General features: G+C 54.6%; 16 protein-coding genes. 5 read left to right on the forward strand and 11 right to left on the reverse strand.

Features of this window, described 5'->3' with window-relative positions; translation table 11 throughout:
- Nucleotides 1–11 precede the first annotated feature (11 nt).
- Entirely contained in the window at nucleotides 12–512 is a 501-nt protein-coding gene (locus tag ACNQ6O_RS06605) for a lactoylglutathione lyase family protein (RefSeq protein ID WP_418052450.1), read from the forward strand.
- A 90-nt stretch (nucleotides 513–602) separates the two neighbouring features.
- Here ACNQ6O_RS06605 and ACNQ6O_RS06610 read toward each other — a convergent pair whose 3' ends face one another.
- The 8 genes from ACNQ6O_RS06610 to ACNQ6O_RS06645 form a co-directional block, all read right to left on the reverse strand.
- Nucleotides 603–2540 (reverse strand): CocE/NonD family hydrolase, encoded by a 1938-nt coding sequence (locus ACNQ6O_RS06610; RefSeq protein WP_418052451.1) that lies wholly within the window; start codon nucleotides 2538–2540, stop codon nucleotides 603–605.
- 175 nt (nucleotides 2541–2715) lie between these two features.
- A complete protein-coding gene (locus tag ACNQ6O_RS06615) occupies nucleotides 2716–3144 on the reverse strand; it encodes a DUF4399 domain-containing protein (protein ID WP_418052452.1) in 429 nt (142 codons plus the stop codon).
- A gap of 123 nt (nucleotides 3145–3267) precedes the next feature.
- Nucleotides 3268–3609 (reverse strand): 4a-hydroxytetrahydrobiopterin dehydratase, encoded by a 342-nt coding sequence (locus ACNQ6O_RS06620; RefSeq protein ID WP_418052453.1) that lies wholly within the window; start codon nucleotides 3607–3609, stop codon nucleotides 3268–3270.
- Between the two features lie 26 nt (nucleotides 3610–3635).
- Nucleotides 3636–4559 carry a M14 family metallocarboxypeptidase gene (locus tag ACNQ6O_RS06625; RefSeq protein WP_418052454.1) on the reverse strand — a complete coding sequence of 308 codons (924 nt, stop codon included), beginning with the start codon at nucleotides 4557–4559 and terminating at the stop codon, nucleotides 3636–3638.
- 39 nt (nucleotides 4560–4598) lie between these two features.
- Nucleotides 4599–5795, reverse strand: coding sequence for a PQQ-dependent sugar dehydrogenase (locus tag ACNQ6O_RS06630; RefSeq protein ID WP_418052455.1), 1197 nt, complete (start codon nucleotides 5793–5795; stop codon nucleotides 4599–4601).
- A gap of 3 nt (nucleotides 5796–5798) precedes the next feature.
- A complete protein-coding gene (locus ACNQ6O_RS06635) occupies nucleotides 5799–6599 on the reverse strand; it encodes a GH36-type glycosyl hydrolase domain-containing protein (protein ID WP_418052542.1) in 801 nt (266 codons plus the stop codon).
- Nucleotides 6596–8515, reverse strand: a complete 1920-nt coding sequence (locus ACNQ6O_RS06640) for a hypothetical protein (protein ID WP_418052456.1) — start codon at nucleotides 8513–8515, stop codon at nucleotides 6596–6598. The genes ACNQ6O_RS06635 and ACNQ6O_RS06640 overlap by 4 nt, the downstream gene beginning before the upstream one ends.
- A gap of 5 nt (nucleotides 8516–8520) precedes the next feature.
- Nucleotides 8521–9486: a universal stress protein gene (locus tag ACNQ6O_RS06645; RefSeq protein WP_418052457.1), complete on the reverse strand. Its 966-nt coding sequence runs from the start codon at nucleotides 9484–9486 to the stop codon at nucleotides 8521–8523.
- A 334-nt stretch (nucleotides 9487–9820) separates the two neighbouring features.
- Here ACNQ6O_RS06645 and rlmF point away from each other — a divergent pair, with 334 nt between their 5' ends.
- Nucleotides 9821–10750 carry a 23S rRNA (adenine(1618)-N(6))-methyltransferase RlmF gene (gene rlmF / locus ACNQ6O_RS06650; protein WP_418052458.1) on the forward strand — a complete coding sequence of 310 codons (930 nt, stop codon included), beginning with the start codon at nucleotides 9821–9823 and terminating at the stop codon, nucleotides 10748–10750.
- A 67-nt stretch (nucleotides 10751–10817) separates the two neighbouring features.
- Here rlmF and ACNQ6O_RS06655 read toward each other — a convergent pair whose 3' ends face one another.
- Nucleotides 10818–11843, reverse strand: a complete 1026-nt coding sequence (locus ACNQ6O_RS06655; protein ID WP_418052459.1) for a lipid A-modifier LpxR family protein — start codon at nucleotides 11841–11843, stop codon at nucleotides 10818–10820.
- A 531-nt stretch (nucleotides 11844–12374) separates the two neighbouring features.
- Between ACNQ6O_RS06655 and imuA the strand changes: the two genes are divergently transcribed.
- The 3 genes from imuA to ACNQ6O_RS06670 are packed head-to-tail and all read left to right on the forward strand — an operon-like array spanning nucleotide 12375 to nucleotide 17603.
- Nucleotides 12375–13064 (forward strand): translesion DNA synthesis-associated protein ImuA, encoded by a 690-nt coding sequence (imuA, locus tag ACNQ6O_RS06660; RefSeq protein ID WP_418052460.1) that lies wholly within the window; start codon nucleotides 12375–12377, stop codon nucleotides 13062–13064.
- 4 nt (nucleotides 13065–13068) lie between these two features.
- Nucleotides 13069–14487 carry a Y-family DNA polymerase gene (locus tag ACNQ6O_RS06665; protein WP_418052461.1) on the forward strand — a complete coding sequence of 473 codons (1419 nt, stop codon included), beginning with the start codon at nucleotides 13069–13071 and terminating at the stop codon, nucleotides 14485–14487.
- A complete protein-coding gene (locus tag ACNQ6O_RS06670; RefSeq protein ID WP_418052462.1) occupies nucleotides 14487–17603 on the forward strand; it encodes an error-prone DNA polymerase in 3117 nt (1038 codons plus the stop codon). The genes ACNQ6O_RS06665 and ACNQ6O_RS06670 overlap by 1 nt, the downstream gene beginning before the upstream one ends.
- Before the next feature lie 58 nt (nucleotides 17604–17661).
- Here ACNQ6O_RS06670 and ACNQ6O_RS06675 read toward each other — a convergent pair whose 3' ends face one another.
- Entirely contained in the window at nucleotides 17662–18996 is a 1335-nt protein-coding gene (locus tag ACNQ6O_RS06675; RefSeq protein WP_319921913.1) for a sodium ion-translocating decarboxylase subunit beta, read from the reverse strand.
- 14 nt (nucleotides 18997–19010) lie between these two features.
- Nucleotides 19011–20807, reverse strand: a complete 1797-nt coding sequence (gene oadA, locus ACNQ6O_RS06680) for a sodium-extruding oxaloacetate decarboxylase subunit alpha (RefSeq protein WP_418052463.1) — start codon at nucleotides 20805–20807, stop codon at nucleotides 19011–19013.
- Nucleotides 20808–20822: the final 15 nt, after the last annotated feature.

A 20822-nucleotide genomic window follows, 5' to 3' on the forward strand; every position in this document is an offset into this window, starting at 1 on the left:
GAGGACAAGTAATGAGCAACGTTTACCCAAGAAATTTTTCACACATCGGCATATCCGTTCCGGACCTTGAGGAAGCCGTTAAATTCTACACGGAGGTTCTGGGTTGGTATTTGATTATGAAACCGACTGAGATCGAAGAGGACGACAGCGCCATCGGGGAGATGTGCACGGAAGTGTTTGGTAAGGGCTGGGGAAGCTTCCGCATCGCTCACCTTTCCACGGGTGACCGAATTGGTGTAGAGCTGTTTCAATTCAGAAACCAAACCAATCCGGAAGATAACTTTGAGTACTGGAAAACCGGCATCTTCCACTTCTGCGTACAAGACCCGAACGTTGAGGAGCTCGCGGAACGCATCGTGGCCGCTGGCGGCAAACGCCGTATGGAGAAACCACGCTATTACTATCCGGGCGAAAAACCCTATCGCATGATTTACATGGAAGATCCATTCGGAAACATTCTGGAAATCTATAGCCACAGCTATGAGCTGATCTACAGCGAGGGCGCGTACTGAATCGCCCCCCAACCTCAGCCAGGCGATCCGCCCAGCGGGTCGTCTGGCGCGGCCAAGGCTGAACACCTTGGCCGCACCTGAACGTACAAATTACGGCGTACTGCTCAGAGTTCCTTCCAGAAGTGGCAACTGCACCGTACCAGACACGTTTACAAAGGGTACCAACGCATCCCGAGACCAGCTCGCCGGGTACTGCAGATGATATCCGGATACCAGCAACGCCAGCTCATCGCTGGGCGCCAAGGATTCCGCAACACCCACCAACTGAATGACCGCTTCATTTTTCAGGCCACGCACCGGCATTACCTGATCATCTATCAAATCCCAGCGGCTTTCGCCTTCCGCCCGCTTGCCCAAGCCAACAAACACAATCGGATCACAGCCCGGAGCAAATGGATCCAGCGTGTTATCACACACAGATTTTCCCGCCAGATCCGACACCGTCAGCTTCATAGTAGGAATACCTCCCAGAACGGCGCCCTCTTCGCCAACTTTACCCAGCATTAAGGCAAGCGGAGGCTGAGTTACAGTCGCAACAGCCTCGTATCCAGATGCCACAGGCTGATCCGACGCAAACGCCCGCTCAACTGCATAGCGGCCGGTAAGCACGTCGTTCTCGCTCGCAGGCGCAGGAAACTCATCCATGGGCACCATCACCGATTGATCGTCGCCAAGCGACAAACACACATTGGATTCGGTACCCTCGAAGTAGTTCGGCAGCGGTTTGCCGAGAAGATGATGCTCCAGCCAGTTCAGCGTCGCATCTGCAATCGAAATGCTACCGCAATGAAACTTTCCAGCCGCTCCCTGAAAGCCCGGAATTTCAAGCAAGCCGGCCGCTGGATCAACGTATGTGCCCGGTTGCGCTTCATCTGGCACCTCTACTGGCAATATGTGGCCAGTCTGATGGGTCAGCAGCCGCACATCCCCATTCGTTTGCGCCGACAGACACGAAAAGTTGCGCCAAGCTTCATTGAAGTTAAACAGCGTGTCTTTCATGCCCTGCGTCAGCAGCACATCGACGTCATTAAACGGTGTCGGAGGCACATCGTAGGCTGGAGGATTAATCTGATAGGAAACCAGATCCGCGTCCTCAGAAACAGTCAGAGATGCACCTGCGCAACGATATGCCGGGCTGTGATAATAGACAAAGTCCAGGCCCGCCTCGGGGAACCTGTTCAAGGAAGCACCCTGCGCAAGACTTTCCCTTAGAATCGGATCCAAGCCGCCATTGCCCTTACCCGTCGAACCACTTTCGCCGAAGCCAACCAGTATCAGATCCCAGCCGGTTTTAATCACACCCCCGGGGTTCAGACTGTAACGCAGATCATTCCACGTCATATCCGGCACCAAGGCATCGAGCCGTCGTTTCGGGTCCAGGCCATGAAGAAGGAATTGGAAACCGCCTCCGTAACTTCCCCCGATGGCGCCCGCCACCAGATTCGGATTTAACGCTTCGGGAAGGTCGGCCTCATCGCGAAACTGCAGGTAGTCCAGGTTGGCCTCTGCCCAATCAAGAATCTGCACCAGATCTTGCCCCTCAAACTCAGGGTCCATTACTCGCACGGTACCCGTGCTTTCACCAAAGCCACGCTGGTCGATGGAAATCACCGCAAAGCCAGCGTCGCGATAGTTCTCAAAACCATCGGTGCTGCGTGATCCTCCGAAGCCATGGCCTTGCAGAACAAGTGGATGCCCCGCATCGCAGTCGATACCGCCTGTAGGCTCAAGCACCTGGAAAGCAATGGTCTCACCACTGGCGGAATTAAGGGAAACAGAATAGCTTCGCCCGCCTTCACGGGGCGAGCCGTCGGCACAAGAAACCAGAACGGGGTCAGGCAATTCGCACTGTGGAGCCTGGCTATTGCCGGGATTGTCGCAGGCCTGATCCGGCGAGTTTCTGCGTTCTGCCGCTCGATCAGACCGGTCGTTATCGGAACTTGAATCTATACACCCTGTAACGGCAAGCGCTAAGACTAAGGGGGCCAGAGCAAAGCGAGCAGGAAGTAATGCGGAACGGGAGGGCATCGATTGTTCTCCTTATTGTGTTTTGAAAACCCAATAGAGAGAACGTGTTGTTCAAGAATACGTTCCGATGCCAAGCCACAAAGGCCCAACATGACATCTTGACGCGCTGTTCATTCAATACACAAATGGGTGATCGAGCTAGCGTTTCAAGACATATGCCAACCACCCATCTGAGCTACTCAACCTTGATTGTGATTTTGTCAGAAACCACCGGTTTGCTATGAGGCACGTGTGCGTGATCACCCAGCAACAGCTGCAGGGTATGGGTGCCAGGGGCAAGCTCTATTTCGGTCTCCGTCTGGCCTCCGCCAAAGTGTTTGATATTATCGGTAGCCGGCAACGGCTTACTCAAATCAGACGGCACATCGGTATCAATCAATAGATGATGGTGCCCGGTATTATTCTTATCAACACCGGCCGGCGCCACGCCCATATTGCGAAGACCAAACACCACTTTGACGTTTTGCTGAACCGAAGCCCCATCGCTGGGCTGAACAAAGTAAACTTCCGCATTGGCCGGTGCTTCTGACATCATGCTTCCAGCAAAAGTCCCCATTGGTGCAACCAGCAAAGCCGACAATAAGGTAATCGTACTGTTTTTCATGCTCCTCTCCCCCTATCCGCGTTCACTGCCATCCTTGTTGGTACAGAACAAGCAGCTTCACCAACAACATAGCAAGGCTAGACCAAGAAGAGCATCGCTGCATAACCGGACATGGAACTACTGTTAAGCGGCAAACACCTTGTCCGTCTTGGCCGCCATAATGAAATCGTTCCGATGCAGGCCGCCGATAGCGTGGGTCCACCAGCTGACGGTCACCTTACCGTATTCCAAAAGAACAGCGGGATGGTGGTTTTCTGCCTCTGCCAGATCACCCACTCGGTTCGTGAAAACCTGAGCCTGGGCAAAATTCTTAAACTTGAATACCTTCTGCAGCTTTTCTTCGCCATCGGTATCCACAATTTTCCAATCAGAGATTTGCTCGTGCAGGAGTCCTCTCTCGGCGCCGGTGACCTTAGGTGCGCCTTTGCGGCACGCCTCGCAGTGTTGCTTCGCCAATTCGCCCATATCCTTCCTCCCCGAACGTCGTTGTCTTACTGGTTCGCGAGCGCATAGCCAATCCCCGCACACACCGCCGCAACCTGCGCGGCATTACATTGCTCGGGCGTCGCGCGTGGGCTGTCGGGATAAACCTCGGTTGTGGTTCTGTAAGGTGCGTTAGTGACGCTGGCGCACAGACCCAGCTGCTTGAGCGGATACTGGATAACACCTCGGGAAGCCACAGGTGAGCCGAAGATCTCTCCTTTATCATCCGCTGGAGCAATATGAGTGACCTGCTCTGCCGCTTCTATGATTGCCTGCTGAAATTCAGGCTGGGGATACTCACTGTCATCCACCAAGTAAAAGCCGTCGGGGATGTCACCCGGCTCGAACGGCTTACCGTCTCGGGCAGCCAACGCGGGGCGAAACTCGGTTTCGTCGGTATCGGTGGTCTCGTGCAGATCCATATGCAGCAGAACATCATCGCGGATCGGCTCCACCAGTTGCATAAGTGCCGCCGATTCCCCAGCGGGACTGTTTTCGTGGAACGAGCGGTTCGGATCGATCGCATTCGCGTTCCAACGATGGATACGCTCGTATGCCCATGGGCTGACACAAGGTGCAACCAATAGGTTGACGCGCCCAGCGTACTCCGCCGCATACTGCTCAACGAATTGCAGCGCACCGTGCACGCCGCTGGTCTCATACCCATGTACCCCGCCCGTGATCAGCACAACCGGCAGATCATCACGCCAGTCGCGACTGCGGATCGCCATCAGCGGATAGCTTTCGGTGCCATAGTCCAGACAACCATACTGCTCCACATCAAAGCGCGAGCGTAGGCGCTCGATCACACTCAAAACCTCGGTCTCGTAGCTGCGCTGACGGGTCTGCAGTGATAACCACTCGGCACGTTCCTTATCGCCCCAGGGAGTGCCGGGCGTACCAATTGGATAGGGTTCGTGCGCTGTGTTCATATCACTTTTCTCCAGTGTTTGCCGATGGTTGCAGATATTCTAACATCCGCAAGTAAGACGAAGCAGGCGACCACCGTTTCCATCCTCCAGAACCCATAATGCACCTTCAGGCCCGAGCTCAACCTCTCGGATACGTTCACCCATAGCAAAGCGCTCTGCTTCTGCGGCTTGGCGACCATCGATTCTGATTCGTAACAGTGACTGTGATCGGAGTCCGCCGATAAAGGCCTGGCCCTGCCAGTCGGGAAACATCGATCCGTAATATATCGCCAGGCCGGAGGGGGCAACCGTCGGTACCCAGTATATCTCCGGAGCCTTAAATTCAGGTCGCGTATCGTGATCGGGAATGGGAAAGCCGGAGTAATGATCCCCCCAGGAGACAAGGGGCCAACCGTAATTCTCGCCAGCCAGGGTCAGGTTAAACTCGTCGCCGTGTCTGGGGCCCATTTCATGAGTCCACAACTGCCCCTCTTTGTCGAAAGCTATGCCAAGCAGATTGCGATGCCCGAGCGACCAGAAGGTTTTTGCTAGTTCTCCCCTCGCCTGAAACGGATTGTCAGCGGGTACGGACCCGTCCGGGTTTAATCGGATAACCTTGCCCAAATTTTGATCCCAGCTTTGAGCCGGTGTGAGTTTTTGGCGGTCACCCGAGGTGATAAACAAATGCCCACTCGGGCCAAATGCCAGCCGGTGAGAGTAATGTCCTCCACCAGAAACTTTAGGTGTTTGCCGCCAAATGACTTCGAGGTTTTCAAGTGTTGGCGGACCAGCCTCGAGGTCCAACCGGGCCCGAGCAACAACAGCCCCTTTTTTCCTCCAGGAACCCTGCTCCGCGTATGACAGATAAATCCAGCGGTTGTCGTTATAGTTCGGATGAAGAATCACGTCCCCTAAACCACCCTGCCCGCCATATGCCACCTCGGGCACGCCTTGAACGGAAAGCTTGGAGCGATCTTCCGGGTGAACCAAATACAAAGCACCAGGCTTTTCTGTGACGAGGAGGAGTCCATTCGGAAGAAAGGCCATGGCCCAGGGTTCATTGAACTCACCAAAGCTCTCGGCGAGGAGCCTAGAGCCTGCATTTCCGTGAATCACATGATCAGCGGGCTCGCCGTAGGCGTTGGAGCAAAGCAACACCCCTATAAGCCATAGGTACGGTATGAATCGCGATAATTTCATCATTCGCGCCACTTTGAGGGGAAGAACGAAACCGTGACGGATGATACTTGGATTCATAACCTACCCCTCAATGAACGCGATGTTAATCGCATGCTCTCCACCATCATCTTCAAGCATAATCACGCAGGGTGCCGTCATCATGCCCTCAGGTACCTCAGACGGCACTTTTCTCTCAACTTCAATATGATAGACCGTATCACCGTACCGATAACTTAGCTTGAAGCCCGGCCATTCCGGCGGCATGCAGGGCGTCATTGAAAGCTGGTTTCCATCACGTTCAAAGCCAAGAATGCCTTCAAGCATAAACCGGTAAAGCCAACCACCGGAGCCGGTATACCAGGTCCACCCCCCGCGCCCGGTGTGTGGTTCCTCGCCGTAGATGTCTGCAGCCACCACATAGGGTTCCACTTTATATCGCTCAATCGCCTCACGATTATCACCGTGTCTCACCGGGTTCAGGCAATCGAGCACCGTTGCGGCCTTCTCGGCATCGCCAAGCTTTGTAAACGCCAGCCCAGCCCAACAGGCGGCATGAGTGTACTGGCCGCCGTTCTCGCGAACCCCCGGCGGGTAAGCCGCGATATATCCGGGATCCGCCTGATTCGGGCCTCTTCCCCTGAACGGTGGTGTAAATAACAAAACCATGCCGGACTCCGGCTTTACCAGTTTGCGCCAGACCGAATCCATCGCCTGATCGGCACGGTTCCCATCGGCCAAACCTGACAAAACAGCCCAGGACTGGGCAATGGAGTCAATCTCACAGGCGATCTGACCGCTACTGCCCAGAGGCTGACCATTATCGTAGTAGGCTCGTCGAAACCATTCGCCATCCCAAGCCTGCTGATTCGCCGCAAGCGCTATGTCTTCTCAAACGCAGCCACGTGATAGAGCCCCTTGCCTGTGAAAATGCCCTCGCCAAACAGATCCTGATAAGCGTCTGAGACCGCTAGGCTATAGAGGTCCAGTCCTCGGTCGCCTGAAAAGATTCGCGTAAAGATGTTCAGTGTTGACGTCAGCGGGTTAATTTCAATTCTTGGCTGCAGAATGCTGTATCCGGCCTTTATTTCGCCGGTTTGCGCATCCCACACCGGCTGATTAAGCGGGTGAGCAATCGTGCCAACAAGGCGTTTGGCGGCACCTACCGGCAAAAACGTATCGGCATCAAGGGTAATCACATAATGGGCGCCTCGAAGCCATTCCCTATCCCCCGCACCATCGATGAATGTGCCCTCACTTCCAGTTAGCAAAAAGTGATTAAACTCTTTCAGCTTGCCACGCTTACGTTCCCACTCCATCCAGCGAGCATCCTGAGGATTCCATGTCCTTCCGCGATGCTTCCAGAAAAAAGGCTGCGCCCCCGTCTCCGCATACCGGGCGTTAAGGCGCTCAATGCCCGCCCTCAAACGATCAGTCAGAGCGACATCCCGATCGGTTTTCTCATCATCGGCATCAAAGAGGCCGGTCAACAAACCAAACCGAAGAGCGGGGTCCACGTTCGCCAGGTAATGCCGCTCAATCTGCCGGATAGCCTGATCAACATCCTCTTCTTTGGAAATCAGTAACGCCATGCAGACGACGGCCCGATGATCAGGCTCAATCCCGCTGGTGAAGTCGAGTTTTGGCAGGACACGTGGCTGTGTCGTCAGCGTTACTAACCAGTTCACCAGCACGGACGCGATGGCCATTCCCGGCACCAGCACCAACAACACCACCAAAGCCCCTAGCCACCAGGGGCCAAGAAGCGTGGCGTAGATAGTTGGAATCAGGACAAGAATCAATGCAAACGAAGCCAGCCCACAGAAATAGATGCCTGTCACACGCCCTGCGAACCAGCGCGCGGCACGTCTCAAGGGGCTGGGCTCGTAGCCAACTTGTTGCTCGAGTGCTGCCCGGCCATCACCGATCAGATAATAACCAACATGCTCACGGGCCTCTTGCGATGCATGCCCTGCCTGAGAATTGCTGCCTTGTTGAGCAAGCTCGATAACACACTGAGCAATATCCAATTCATTCTGCTGACTCAGCCTTGCCATCCACTCAATTTTCCGCCGATACCTGTCTCGGGTTTCGAAGTCCATTCTTGGATAGGCACCTGCCGGATCTTCTCGCAGCAGCGCTTCAACTTGTGAGGTCCGTTCAAAAAAGCCTTTCCAGTCCGTTCGCTCCAAGCGATGTAAACTCCAGACACCATCGGCAACGACATCCCGACTCTCAATGTCCACCATCCCGGTTAAAGAGTCGGCGGAAGCAAGCTCTTCAATACGCGAGAGAACCGCACTGAATATTCCGACCAAAACCTGATACCGCACAAACAGCGGCAGCGCCCAGAGTTCAGCCGTATTGAATGGTGCCGAGTTTTTGTATTCAAGAACCAGCGCTTCGAGCACGGTGTCGTCGAACCTTTGTTCGCAGCGATCCATCGCAAGGCGGGCCACTTCCTGTACTCTAATCTGACCCGCAAAATCACGAGCGGTAAGGACAGGAAGATGCTTAACGAAATCTGCGGTGAGATCCCGTCGCAGCATTTTCAAAACCCGGCGGACCAGATACTCGTTGTCGGTGTACCAGTCCATCCAAGGCCCTGCGGCAGAGGGGTTAGCACGCAGCTTCTTGAGGTTTTCGTGAATATCATCCAACGAATTAAAAAAATGGTTGAGCGTGTCACGAATCGTCTGATGGCCCGATTGAGAACCCGGACCGATCGCGATCAATTCGGCACTATGCAACCGCTCTTCCGGCCTAGCGTTGTCCGTTATATCGACTTTTTGAGTTTTCATTGTGTTCAGTGTCCCCGCATTTCACGTGACACCTTTTCGGCGAACGTAAGCTCGATCTCATCCGGCTCAAGGTCCTGAAGCACCAGTAGTGGCGTCTCGCCATATACCATGGCATTCAGTGGCAAGGCTCCGAGAGGCCAGTGATTGACACAGGTCTGGCCGTGAGCGGCCATAACAACCAGATCCGCCTGACCTTTTCGGGTAAGTTGCCAGATAGCGGATATCGGGGAATCACGGGTCTCGACTTGCGTTTCAACTCGTAAACCCTCGTTTTTCAGGCGCGCACTGATACGCTTGAGATGCGCTTCCAGCCGCTTTCGATGCTCTTCCTCCAATGAGGTGATCATCCCCATCCTCGAATCATCGGGCGCGACGTCATACTGGAATGCGAGGGATGGAACGATTGAGACAAGCCGTAATGTGCATTCGTTATGCCTGGCCAGCATTTCGATCACCGGCAAAACGGTTTCTGACCGCTGCCCTCCATCAAGCGGAACCACGACCCGGTTGTAGCGAAACTCCTCCAACATTCCGCAACGATCGCTGAAGGCACGTACCAGCAGGAAAGAAACATGCGCCTGCAGAATTGATTTGTGGGCAACACTTCCCAGCGTAAAATGGCTGATGCCACCGACCCCGTGGCTGGTCATCACTAGAAGTGTTCGACCGTCGGACCGCACAAAATCAATAATCTGATCAACGGCTTCACCCTCCAGCGTTACCGTTTCAGCATGCAGATCGAATTTTCTGAGACGTAATGCGATGGAATCGAGGTAGGCTGTAGACTCAGCCTGAATCGCATCTTGAGCGACCGGATCTGAAGGGTATTGTCCGGATTCATCACCATCGTTTTGCAGGACTCTGACCAGAATCAACGGCACATCGAGCGCTTTGACCAGATTAATGGCATGAGGAAGCGCCCACTCAGCCAAGCAGGAACCATCCAGTGGTACAACGATACGCTTAAACATTGTGTCCTCCGCTTTTAAGCAGAGAGCGCTCAGGCGCAGGAGACATCAGACCTAGGCCTTAAAGACAGCACGTCCTGTTTCCAGCCTCTCCTTGTTTTCGTAGTTGAAGTTTCTAGGCGAAATCGCCTTATTAAGTTATAGCAGGCAAACCGGAATCGTGGACTGACAATCATCAGGTAGCAACGACTAAACGGGTACAAACGATGCAGTGAAACCGTGATGGTGAGCCTAGGGACTGAATGGACTCATATGCCCAGCACATGCATTGCGATTATAATTGGGCTCGAAGCTAGACCCAGTCTACGTTTAAACTCCAAGCCCCGGGCCAATTACTGTGAGCACCGTTCGTCGAAGTAAAAACCAAGCCAAACCTGTCCGCAAGAACCTACACCCGAGGAACCTACACAACCAAGGCTACGACTTCCCCGCTCTGGTAAAAAACCACCCGGCACTTGCGCCTTATGTAAAACCGAACGCTCACGGCAACCTGTCCATCGACTTCGCAGATCCGTTGGCCGTAAAAACTCTCAACGCCGCGTTACTCAACCGATACTACAACGTTGTGAACTGGGATATTCCAGAAGGTGCGCTTTGCCCGCCAATCCCTGGCAGAGCCGACTATATCCATTACGTTGCTGACTTGTTTGGGCCCGAAAACCCCAATCTCAAGATGCTCGACATAGGAACGGGCGCCAATGGAATCTACCCGCTGCTGGCCTGCCAAATTTACGGCTGGCAATGTGTCGGCAGTGACATCAACACTCAGTCATTGGAGAACGTGGCAGACATCATCGCCAATAACCCCGCACTTAAAGGCCGCATTACGCTGCGTACACAACAAGATAAAAACCGCATTTTTGAAGGAATCATTCAGGCTGGGGAGTTCTTTGATGTCAGCGTATGCAACCCACCCTTTCATGCCTCGCTCGACGAAGCCCTTAAAGGTAGCCAACTTAAGCTTAACAACCTTGCCCGTAGCCGCGGTGAACAAAAAGCCAAAACCCAATCGCCCACTCTGAATTTTGGCGGCATGGGTGCTGAGCTTTGGTGCAAAGGCGGGGAACAGCTGTTTCTTAAAAAGCTGATCAAAGAAAGCCAAGTGTATTCAACTCAATGCCGCTGGTTTACCAGTTTGGTTTCAAAAGCCGACAATGTTAAACCTGCAAAGAAATTGATTCACAAACTCGGAGCAGTAGATGTCCGGGAAATAGAAATGAGACAGGGGAACAAAGTGACGAGAGTGTTAGCGTGGACATTCATCTAACGCCTTTTTTAGCGCGGTGAAGGAAAAACACCTTCACCGCAATCACTGACAGCTTTTATTGCCTGCATTACAAACGCTTGCTGAACACCAAGCCGCCCCAGGCCAGTGTGCGGTCGCCGGTACCGCGCTTGATTTCCGAGCTTTGCACTCGCAACACATAGCTCAGCTCGGTGTCACCCAGAAAACTGTGGGTGTATCCCGCCCAGACTTCCGCCAGCAGCACATTGAGATCGCTGGCGCTCAGCTCATGCTCTGAGTCCCGGAACTGCCCTTGCAAAAAGGCGTTATAGGCACGAGCTTTGACCGATAAGCCGCCCCAGAAGTAATTTTCCCGCCCCCCGGGAGCGGCCACGCCGGGGGCGCGCTCGCCATAAGCCATCAACTCCGGGTTGAATCGATTATCCGGCGACGAGATCAGACCATTTCGGAACACCAACGCGGCACCAAACTCCGTCAAATAACCCACTGAACCAAAATACGTCACCTTAAGCTGACTATCCGGCACGCTGGCATCCAGGTACTGATGGTAAGCCGCGGAATAGCGAAACGTGGGCTCACCGCCGTTTGAAATCTGATGCCTCCAGCCGTTCGCCCGATCGCTACCAATCGCTTTATGAATCGAATTCTGGGCAGACTTGAACACATCCAGCCCGAGCATTCCCACCGTGAGCGAGGTTGTCCAACCCGTGTTGCTAGCGGGCGCCTGATAGCTCTGACTGGAAGACACATACACAAGGCTGCTGTATGGGCGGTCATTCTCTTCCACGGCTGACGCTTTTATTTCCTCCGGCGTAAAGCCATAGGCACCAAACTCCAGCGCCTGACTCTCTGGCTTGCCGAGCTGTGCATCACTATGAGGAAGAACGAGCCTGTCCAGGCTCTGACTCACCCGCGCAGCTGGGTTATTGAGAAAGTCCCGGGAATTTGACGAGTAGGTAACCGCCAGCCCGGCGGTGTAGTCCCGGTCGGTTTGGGTCGGTGCGAAAAGATCGTTATCGGAAGACACCGCCAATACAGAGTCAGCAGAGTGTACCGGAGCCGAGAACAAGAAAACGGCCGAAGCCAGGATAGATGTGATGTGTTGAAAGCGCATAGCCAACTCCGAGAGGTGATGAACCGGAACCAAGTTGGCGTGTATTTTTCTAAAACTGCCGAAACAGGACTAATCAAAGCACCGTATTCAAAACATCACTCAGAGTTATGAGTAAGCATTCTTGGGGCAGCCGCGAACCAGGAATATGTCTATGAAGTGGTTCGGGAATATATTTCGTTTTTGAAGAAAAAATAAAGACTTACTGTCGAGCTGATTGATAGATCGGTTCAGGAGCGCCTGCTCCGTTGCGGAATAGAGGCAAATCCGAAATGCAGCAGGCGACTCCCTGCCTGGGCTGGCTATATAGACTTTTCCTCCGCATTGAAGCTCGCAGCGCCATCACCACATCCTAGAATCCGCTTTTCCAAACCCTCTCCTGATACCCCGAACGCCCCAACAATGTGCAGGTTGCTCCTTGATGGTCACCTCGACATCAACGGGTGATATACCGACCAAAAATTCACACCACTCGGTTGAAATCCGGCCCTCTTAAGAATACTGTATATATGAACAGTGTCGAGAGGCTTTCCCATGAGCGAATTGCTGAGCAACCTTCTTCAGGATGCCCGTGTGTGGCAGGGCCATCAGCACAAGAAGACAACCCAGCCGACGGAACCCACCGGGTATCAGTCGCTGGACAATCAACTCGGCGGTTTGGGATGGCCAAAGGGCGCGTTGAGCGAATGCCTGCTGGATACCTGTGGTATCGGCGAGCTGCACCTGGTGTTGCCGCTCATGCAGCGGGTGTCCAGCGAGGGCAAAACCATCTTCTGGTTAAACCCGCCACACACACCCTACGCCCCTGCTTTGGCCCGAGAGGGCGTTAATCTCGACCATGTAGTGATGGTTACCACGGAAGATCAAAATGACTTTTTGTGGACGCTCGAAAACTGTCTTCGCTCACCGGTTACCGGGTTGGTGCTGGCATGGCCGGGCACACTGGCCAGTCGAGATGTTCGCCGCTTGCAACTAGCCTCTGAGGCCGGCGGTAATGTGTGCGTGCTATTCCGAAGCCGCAGGCATGTCGGGCAGAACTCTCCGGCCGCATTAAGGCTGGAACTGGTTCCGGGTGAACGCCAGGAGCTCAAAATCAACATCATCAAGCGCCGTGGCAGCTGGCCCGGTCAGCGTTGCTCGCTGGCAATGGGCCACCGGGCAAACCTTGCCAGCCAGGAATCCACCCGTGTAATTCAGGGCCCGTGGGCCGAGGCCTCGCGGTAACTTTATGCTCTGGCTCTACCTGCACTTTCCACACCTGTTACTGGACCACATTCAACGGAATCAGGATTCCGGAGGTGCTCTTGTAATTGTGGATGGCGCTGGGCAAGCCGTTACACAAGCCTGCCCAACCGCTCGGGAGCTGGGCGTTGAGGTGGGCATGCGCCTGAAAACCGCCCTCGGTTTGGCGCCCAATGTGCACATCATGCAAGCAGAGCCGAAACAAGAAGACTGGCTGCTGGAAGATCAAGCGCGCTGGCTCTACCACTACGCCGCACACATTACCCTAGCGCCACCCGATGGCCTTTGGGCGGAAGTCAGTAGCCTTCAAAAACTGTATGGCGGTTTACCAGCTATCTGGCAAACCGTAGAACAAGCGCTAACCGAGCGTCAGCTTACGGCATGGATAGCCATCGGCCACACGCCACTAGCCGCCCGTTTATTAGCCCTCACAGGTAAATGCGAATGTACTGCAGACAAAGGCCATATCCTGACAGCGCTTGGCAACTTACCGCTGCAGGCCGTCGGCTTTGATAAGAAGTCCTGCACCCGTCTACAGCGCCTAGGGCTTAGCACTCTTAACGATGTATTCGCCCTACCCGCGCCAGAATTGGCTCGGCGGCTGTCGCCAGAACTGCTGGGCACGATACAGAAAATTCAGGGTACTCGAGCAGACCCCAAAGCACCTTGGCAGCCACCTCATACGTTCAGACATCGGGCGGATTTCATTCAGGAAGTCGAGCATACCCAAGGGCTCTTATTCTCATTACAGCGGATTCTGGCAGAGCTGGAGGAAGACCTCTGCTGGCGCCAGCAAGATACCGACACCCTGTTGCTTACGCTGCAACACAGGCATCAAGAATCGACTCGGCTTCGAATCCGTACCACCGGGCCGGAACATCGGGCAGACGTGTTTTTGAAACTGATCCGTCTGAAGCTTGACCAACACCCTTTGAGTGCGCCGGTGATCGCGCTCACGTTCACAGTTAAACGGTTTACCAGCCGAGAGGCACCAACGGGTCAGGATTTGCTCGGCGAAACCCAGGATCTGAACGAGGCCTGGCACACGCTGATCAGTAGGCTTCAAGCCCGGCTGGGAGATCAGGCGTTGAAACAACTTACCCCTTCCGAGGACCACCGCCCGGAATGTGCTTGGTCCACCAATGAAGTGCGCAAACCCGGAAAAACCCGAGCAATGAATTCATCTTCCTTACCCCATCGCCCTTTATGGTTATTGAAAGGCCCCAGACCTCTAGATCAAGCCCCCACGATCTGGCACTCCGGCCCGGAACGCATCAGCAGTGGTTGGTGGGACGGCCAGCGGGTTCATCGGGATTATTACATCGCGCAGTTGCCAAGTGGTGAGCTGGCTTGGGTATTCCGTGACCATCAGGAGGGATGGTTCATTCATGGGTGGTTTGGCTGATGACTACGGGCTATGCGGAGCTATTCTGCTTCAGCAACTTCACCTTTCTGACCGGAGCCTCGCACCCCCATGAGCTAGCCGAGCGGGCTTTGGCGTTAGGCTATAGCGCCATCGCAATCACCGATGCCTGCTCTGTAGCCGGCATTCCCAGAGCCTGGGCCGCCCTGAAAGACAGCCCTGTAAAGCTCATTACCGGCAGTTGGTTTGAACTAGACGATGCGCCAACCGGCTCGGCGATTCCTCGCTTTATCCTGCTAGCAAAAGACCGTCAAGGCTATGGTCAGCTGTGCAAACTGATCACCACGGGGCGCCGCCGGGCCGAAAAAGGCCAATACCAACTCTTCGCGCGGGACATTGAAACCCACGAATTGGATCACTGTTACTGCTTGTGGCTACCACCCTCGCAGGAAAGCGCCACACTCTCTCAAGCCAGCGCTTGCGGTGAATGGCTGCTACGGTTGTTCGAGCAGCGGTTGCGGGTTGCCGCCAGCCGCACTCTGGAGGTAGGCGAGGAACAGCATTTAGCGCGAATTCGGGAGTTGGCCGATCATTTGCGCTGCCCGGTAGTCGCCACCGGCGAAGTGCACATGCACAGCCGAGAACGGCAGCCCCTGCAAGACGTGCTCACCGCCTTGCGCCATCACACAACCTTGGAGAGTGCCGGGCACCGTCTGTTCCAAAATGGTGAACGCTATCTCCGCCCACTCTCAGTCCTGCAAAAACTGTTTCCAGAAAACTGGTTACGTGAGACGGTCCTGATCGCCAACGCCTGCCAGTTTGAACCCGGCAGCCTACGCTATGAATACCCACCCGATTTAGTGCCAGCCAATGAAACCCCTGCAGGTCTTTTAAAGCGCCTGACCCAGGACGGCGAACGCCGCCGCTACCCCAACGGCACGCCACTGAAAGTTCAAGCATTGATTCGTAAAGAGCTGGGCCTGATCTCGGAGATGAAGTATGAGCACTACTTTCTGACCATCCACGACATAGTCGCGTATGCCCGAAGCCAGGGCATTTTGTGTCAGGGGCGAGGCTCTGCCGCTAACTCGGCGGTCTGTTACTGTTTAGGCATTACCGAGGTAAATCCTGCCAAGGTCGAGCTGCTGTTCGAGCGTTTTATCTCGAAAGACCGAGACGAGCCACCGGATATTGATGTGGATTTCGAGCACCAGCGGCGCGAAGAAGTCATCCAGTATATTTATCAACGCTACGGTCGCGAGCGTGCAGCTCTAGCCGCAACGGTAATTCGTTACCGGCCCCGCAGTGCCATCCGGGATGTTGGCAAGGCTTTGGGGTTCGATGCGGCCTTAGTGGAAAAACTGCTGGACGGTATCGATTGGCGCGACAAGTCCACCAATTGGCGCCAGCAGATTCTGGATAAGGGCCTTACCCAAAACCCTCAAGTGGCCAACCAGTTTTTTACGCTGGTGAATACCTTGCTGGATTTTCCTCGACACTTGTCCCAACACGTCGGCGGTTTTGTCATCAGCGCAGGGCCACTGTCAGAACTTGTACCGGTGGAAAATGCCGCCATGCAAGACCGCACCGTCATCCAGTGGGACAAAGACGATCTGGAAAGCCTAGGCCTCATGAAGGTGGATGTTCTCGCACTAGGCATGCTGACCGCTATCCGAAAGGCCTTGGCGTTGATCAGCACGGAGAAAGGTGAGCCCTTCACCATTCAGGACATTCCCCAAGAAGACCCCGACACCTACGCCATGCTGCAAAAAGGCGACAGCATTGGCGTGTTTCAGGTAGAGTCCCGTGCCCAGATCAACATGCTTCCCCGGCTGAAACCCGAGACCTACTACGACCTGGTCATCGAAGTGGCCATTGTCCGCCCGGGCCCGATTCAGGGCGATATGGTGCACCCCTACCTTCGCCGCAAGCACGGGCTGGAACCGGTCGAGTTTCCCAACGATGCGATTCGTCAGGTACTGGAGCGCACGCTGGGCGTCCCCATTTTTCAGGAACAAGTGATCAAACTGGCCATGGTGGCAGCCGGCTTTAGCGCCGGTGAAGCCGACAAACTCCGCCGCGCCATGGCCGCCTGGAAAGCCGATGGCGATCTCTCCCCATTCCGGGACAAGCTGATCAACGGCATGCTGGAACGTGGTCACGATCCCGTGTTTGCCGAACGCCTGTATCAGCAGATATGCGGTTTTGGCGGCTACGGATTCCCGGAATCCCACGCCGCCAGCTTTGCCTTGCTGGTGTATGTTTCGGCGTGGATTAAACGCCATCATCCAGCCGCGTTTTACTGCGCTTTGCTCAACAGCCAGCCCATGGGCTTCTATTCACCTAGCCAATTAGTGCAAGACGCCCGTCGCCATGACGTAACCGTTCTGCCGCCCGATGTAAATTTCAGCCACTGGGAGCACACGCTGGAAGGGCCGAATCAACACCTTCGTTTGGGCCTGAGAATCGTACAGGGCCTATCCCACCAGGGTGGCCAACGCATTCACGAAAACCGACCGAAGCACGGCTACCGTTCCGCCAGCAAACTGCGCACCGGCGCCAACCTCAATCAACGCGATATGGAGCTACTGGCATGTGCCAACGCCATGGCCGGATTCACCTCAGACCGCCATCAGGCTTACTGGCAATTACTGGAATACGAAGAACCTTCAGCACTCTTTGCCCAAGAGTCCAAAGCCGATTACCAGCCGGAGCCCTGTAACCAGTTACCCAAGCCCACGGAAGGCCAGAACGTACTAGCCGACTATCGCAGCCAAGGCCTAACGCTACAAAGACACCCTCTGGCCCTGCTTCGCGAACAGGGCCACCTCCAGCACTGCCTGACCGCAGAACAATTAAAAGCCACCCGCCCCGGCATCCCCGTACAAGTAGCTGGCCTGGTTACTGGCCGCCAGCGCCCGGGTTCTGCGGCTGGCGTCACCTTTGTCACTCTGGAAGACGAAACCGGCAACGTGAACGTCGTTGTCTGGCTGGCAACTGCCCGCCAACAACGCAAACCGCTACTCACCGCTCGGCTACTGCACGTAAAAGGGGTTGTCGAAAAAGAGGGTGACATCGTGCACGTGATGGCGGGGAAACTCTCGGACCTGAGCCACCTGATTAATGCGTTACCGATCAGTTCCAGAGATTTTCACTGAATAGATAAAAGAAAACCCCGCCGAAGCGGGGTTTTCTTGGTACAGCGTGAAGCAGAGATCAGCTCAAAAGCTTGATCATCACACCCGCTGCAACCGCCGAGCCGATAACACCAGCCACGTTCGGGCCCATTGCGTGCATCAGCAGGAAGTTCTGCGGGTTAGCCTCAAGACCAACCTTGTTGGATACCCGCGCTGCCATTGGCACCGCAGATACACCGGCAGAACCGATCAGCGGGTTGATGGGGTCTTTGCTGAACTTGTTCATCAGCTTAGCCATCAGAACACCTGACGCAGTACCCACACCGAACGCAACAACACCCAGTCCCAGGATACCCAGCGTCTGGCCATCCAGGAACTTATCTGCCATCAGCTTGGAGCCAACCGACAGCCCCAGGAAGATGGTTACGATGTTGATCAGCGCGTTCTGGGCAGTATCGCTCAAGCGCTCTACTACACCACACTCACGCATCAGGTTACCGAAGCAGAACATACCCAGCAGCGGTGCTGCATCTGGCAGGAACAGAACCACAGCAATCAGAACGACCAGAGGGAAAACAATCTTTTCCTTCTTGCTGACCGGACGCAGCTGGCTCATTTTAATAGCCCGCTCTTCCTTGTTGGTCAGTGCTTTCATGATTGGCGGCTGAATCATCGGAACCATTGCCATGTAGGCGTATGCGGATACGGCAATTGCACCCAGAAGATGCGGAGCCAATACACTGGCTACGTAGATAGAGGTCGGGCCATCTGCGCCACCGATGATACCAATCGCAGCCGCTTCAAGGATGTTGAACTCCAGCACGCCAGTCCAATCCAACAGTGCGGCACCAATAACCGTACCAAAGATACCGAACTGAGCTGCGGCGCCCAGCAGCATGGTCTTCGGGTTCGCAAGCAGAGGACCGAAATCGGTCATCGCACCTACGCCCATGAAGATCAACAGCGGCCCAATGGTGCTGCCGATAACAACGGAGTAGAAGTTATACAGCATGCCGTTGCCATAACCGAAGTCTTGGGCAAGGGAGTTCGCCATTGCCATTTCAGAATAGCTGGCCTCTTTCACCGCGACCTTGAAGGCTTCCTTCAGTTCAGGCGTTACCGCCTGCCCTGCCTGGTAAGCAACATCCAATGGAACAGCCAGTGCTGCCAGAATCTGGGTAGCATCGCTCTTCAGTGCAAAGTGAATCGCATTTTCCGCCGCAGTCAGGGCCAACCCTGCCTCCGGGATGTTCGCCAAGATACCGCCAAACCCGATTGGTACCAGCAGCAGTGGCTCAAAGCCCTTGCGAATCGCAAGGAACAGCAGCAGCAGGCCGATGGCGATCATCACCACCTGACCAAACTCTATGTTGAACAGGCCACTGCCTGTCCAGAGTGTCATTATCTTATCCATGGAATGCTGGCCCTTTATGCGATTGTCAGCATTTCATCATCAACAGAGACGGCATCACCGACTTTGATGAAGACTTCACCGATGGTTCCGGCCTTGGATGCACGAATCTCGGTTTCCATTTTCATGGCTTCGAGAATGATCAGCACATCACCTTCTTCAACCGTGTCTCCTGGAGAAACCAAGATCTTCCAGATGTTGCCACTCAACGGCGCAACAACAGGCTCACCGTCGCCAGCAGCTACTGGTGCAGCTGCAGGTGCAGGTGCAGCTGCAGGTGCAGCAGTAGAACCGCCCTGACCTTCGATCTGGCTGATCTCACCGCCTTCGGTAACGGCAACAACGTACTTCTTGCCGTTCACCTCAACGGTGTAGTTCTCAGGGCCTTCAGATTTCTTGGCTGGAGCTACGTCGTCGGCACTTGGTACTGGCTCAAAGGCGTCCGGGTTGCCACGGTTCTCAAGGAACTTCAGGCCAATCTGCGGGAACAGGGCGTAAGTCAGAACGTCATCTACTTCCTGATCAGCCAGCTTTATGCCCTTCTCGCCTGCCAGGCCTTTCAGCTCTGCAGTCAACTTGTCCATTTCTGGCTCAATGTTGTCCGCCGGACGGCAAGTAATCGCTTCGGCACCATCCAGAACACGCTCTTGCAGTTCCTTGTTGAACGGAGCCGGTGCAGAACCGTATTCGCCCTTCAGGATGGCAGAGGTTTCTTTAGAGATAGACTTGTAGCGCTCACCGGTCAGTACGTTCAGAACAGCCTGCGTACCAACAATCTGAGAAGTAGGCGTTACCAGCGGGATGAAACCCAAGTCTTCGCGAACTTTAGGAATCTCGGCAAGAACTTCGTCAAACTTATCGGTAGCGTTCTGCTCACGCAGCTGGTTTTCCATGTTGGTCAACATGCCACCCGGAACCTGAGCAATCAGGATGCGAGAATCAGTACCACGCAGGCTACCTTCAAACTTCGCGTATTTCTTACGCACTTCGCGGAAGTAGGACGCAATTTCTTCAAGCAGGTTCAGATCCAGACCGGTATCACGGTCGGTACCTTCCAAAATCGCAACCACAGCTTCGGTGGGCGAATGTCCGTAAGTCATACTCATGGAAGAAATCGCGGTATCAACATTGTCGATACCCGCTTCCGCGGCCTTGATGGCAGTAGCAGTAGACATGCCAGTCGTGGCGTGACACTGCATGTGAATCGGAATATCCAACTCTTTCTTCAGACGGCTGACCAGATCGTAAGCAACGTAGGGCTTCAGGATACCCGCCATGTCTTTGATGGCGATAGAGTCTGCACCCATGTCGGCGACTTCTTTCGCCAACTCAACCCACATATCAATAGTGTGCACAGGGCTGGTGGTGTAAGAAATGGTGCCCTGAGCATGCTTACCTGTTTTACGAACCGCTTTGATAGCTGTCGCCAGGTTGCGAGGATCGTTCATCGCATCGAAGATACGGAACACATCTACGCCGTTTTCCGCAGCACGATCTACAAAACGCTCTACCACGTCATCCGCGTAATGACGGTAGCCCAGAAGGTTCTGGCCACGCAGCAACATCTGCTGTGGCGTGTTAGGCATAACTTTCTTCAGTTCGCGGATACGCTCCCATGGGTCTTCGCCCAGGTAACGAATGCAGGAGTCAAAGGTAGCACCACCCCAAGATTCCAGAGACCAGAAACCGACTTGGTCGAGTTTCTCGGCAATCGGCAGCATATCGTCTAGCCGCATACGGGTGGCAAGCAGGGATTGGTGGGCGTCACGTAGAATTACGTCCGTAATCCCCAGCGGTTTTTTCGTGTCAGTCATCGTGTCAGCCTTCTG

It is taken from the genome of Marinobacter sp. SBS5 (assembly GCF_048285575.1).
GTDB lineage: Bacteria > Pseudomonadota > Gammaproteobacteria > Pseudomonadales > Oleiphilaceae > Marinobacter.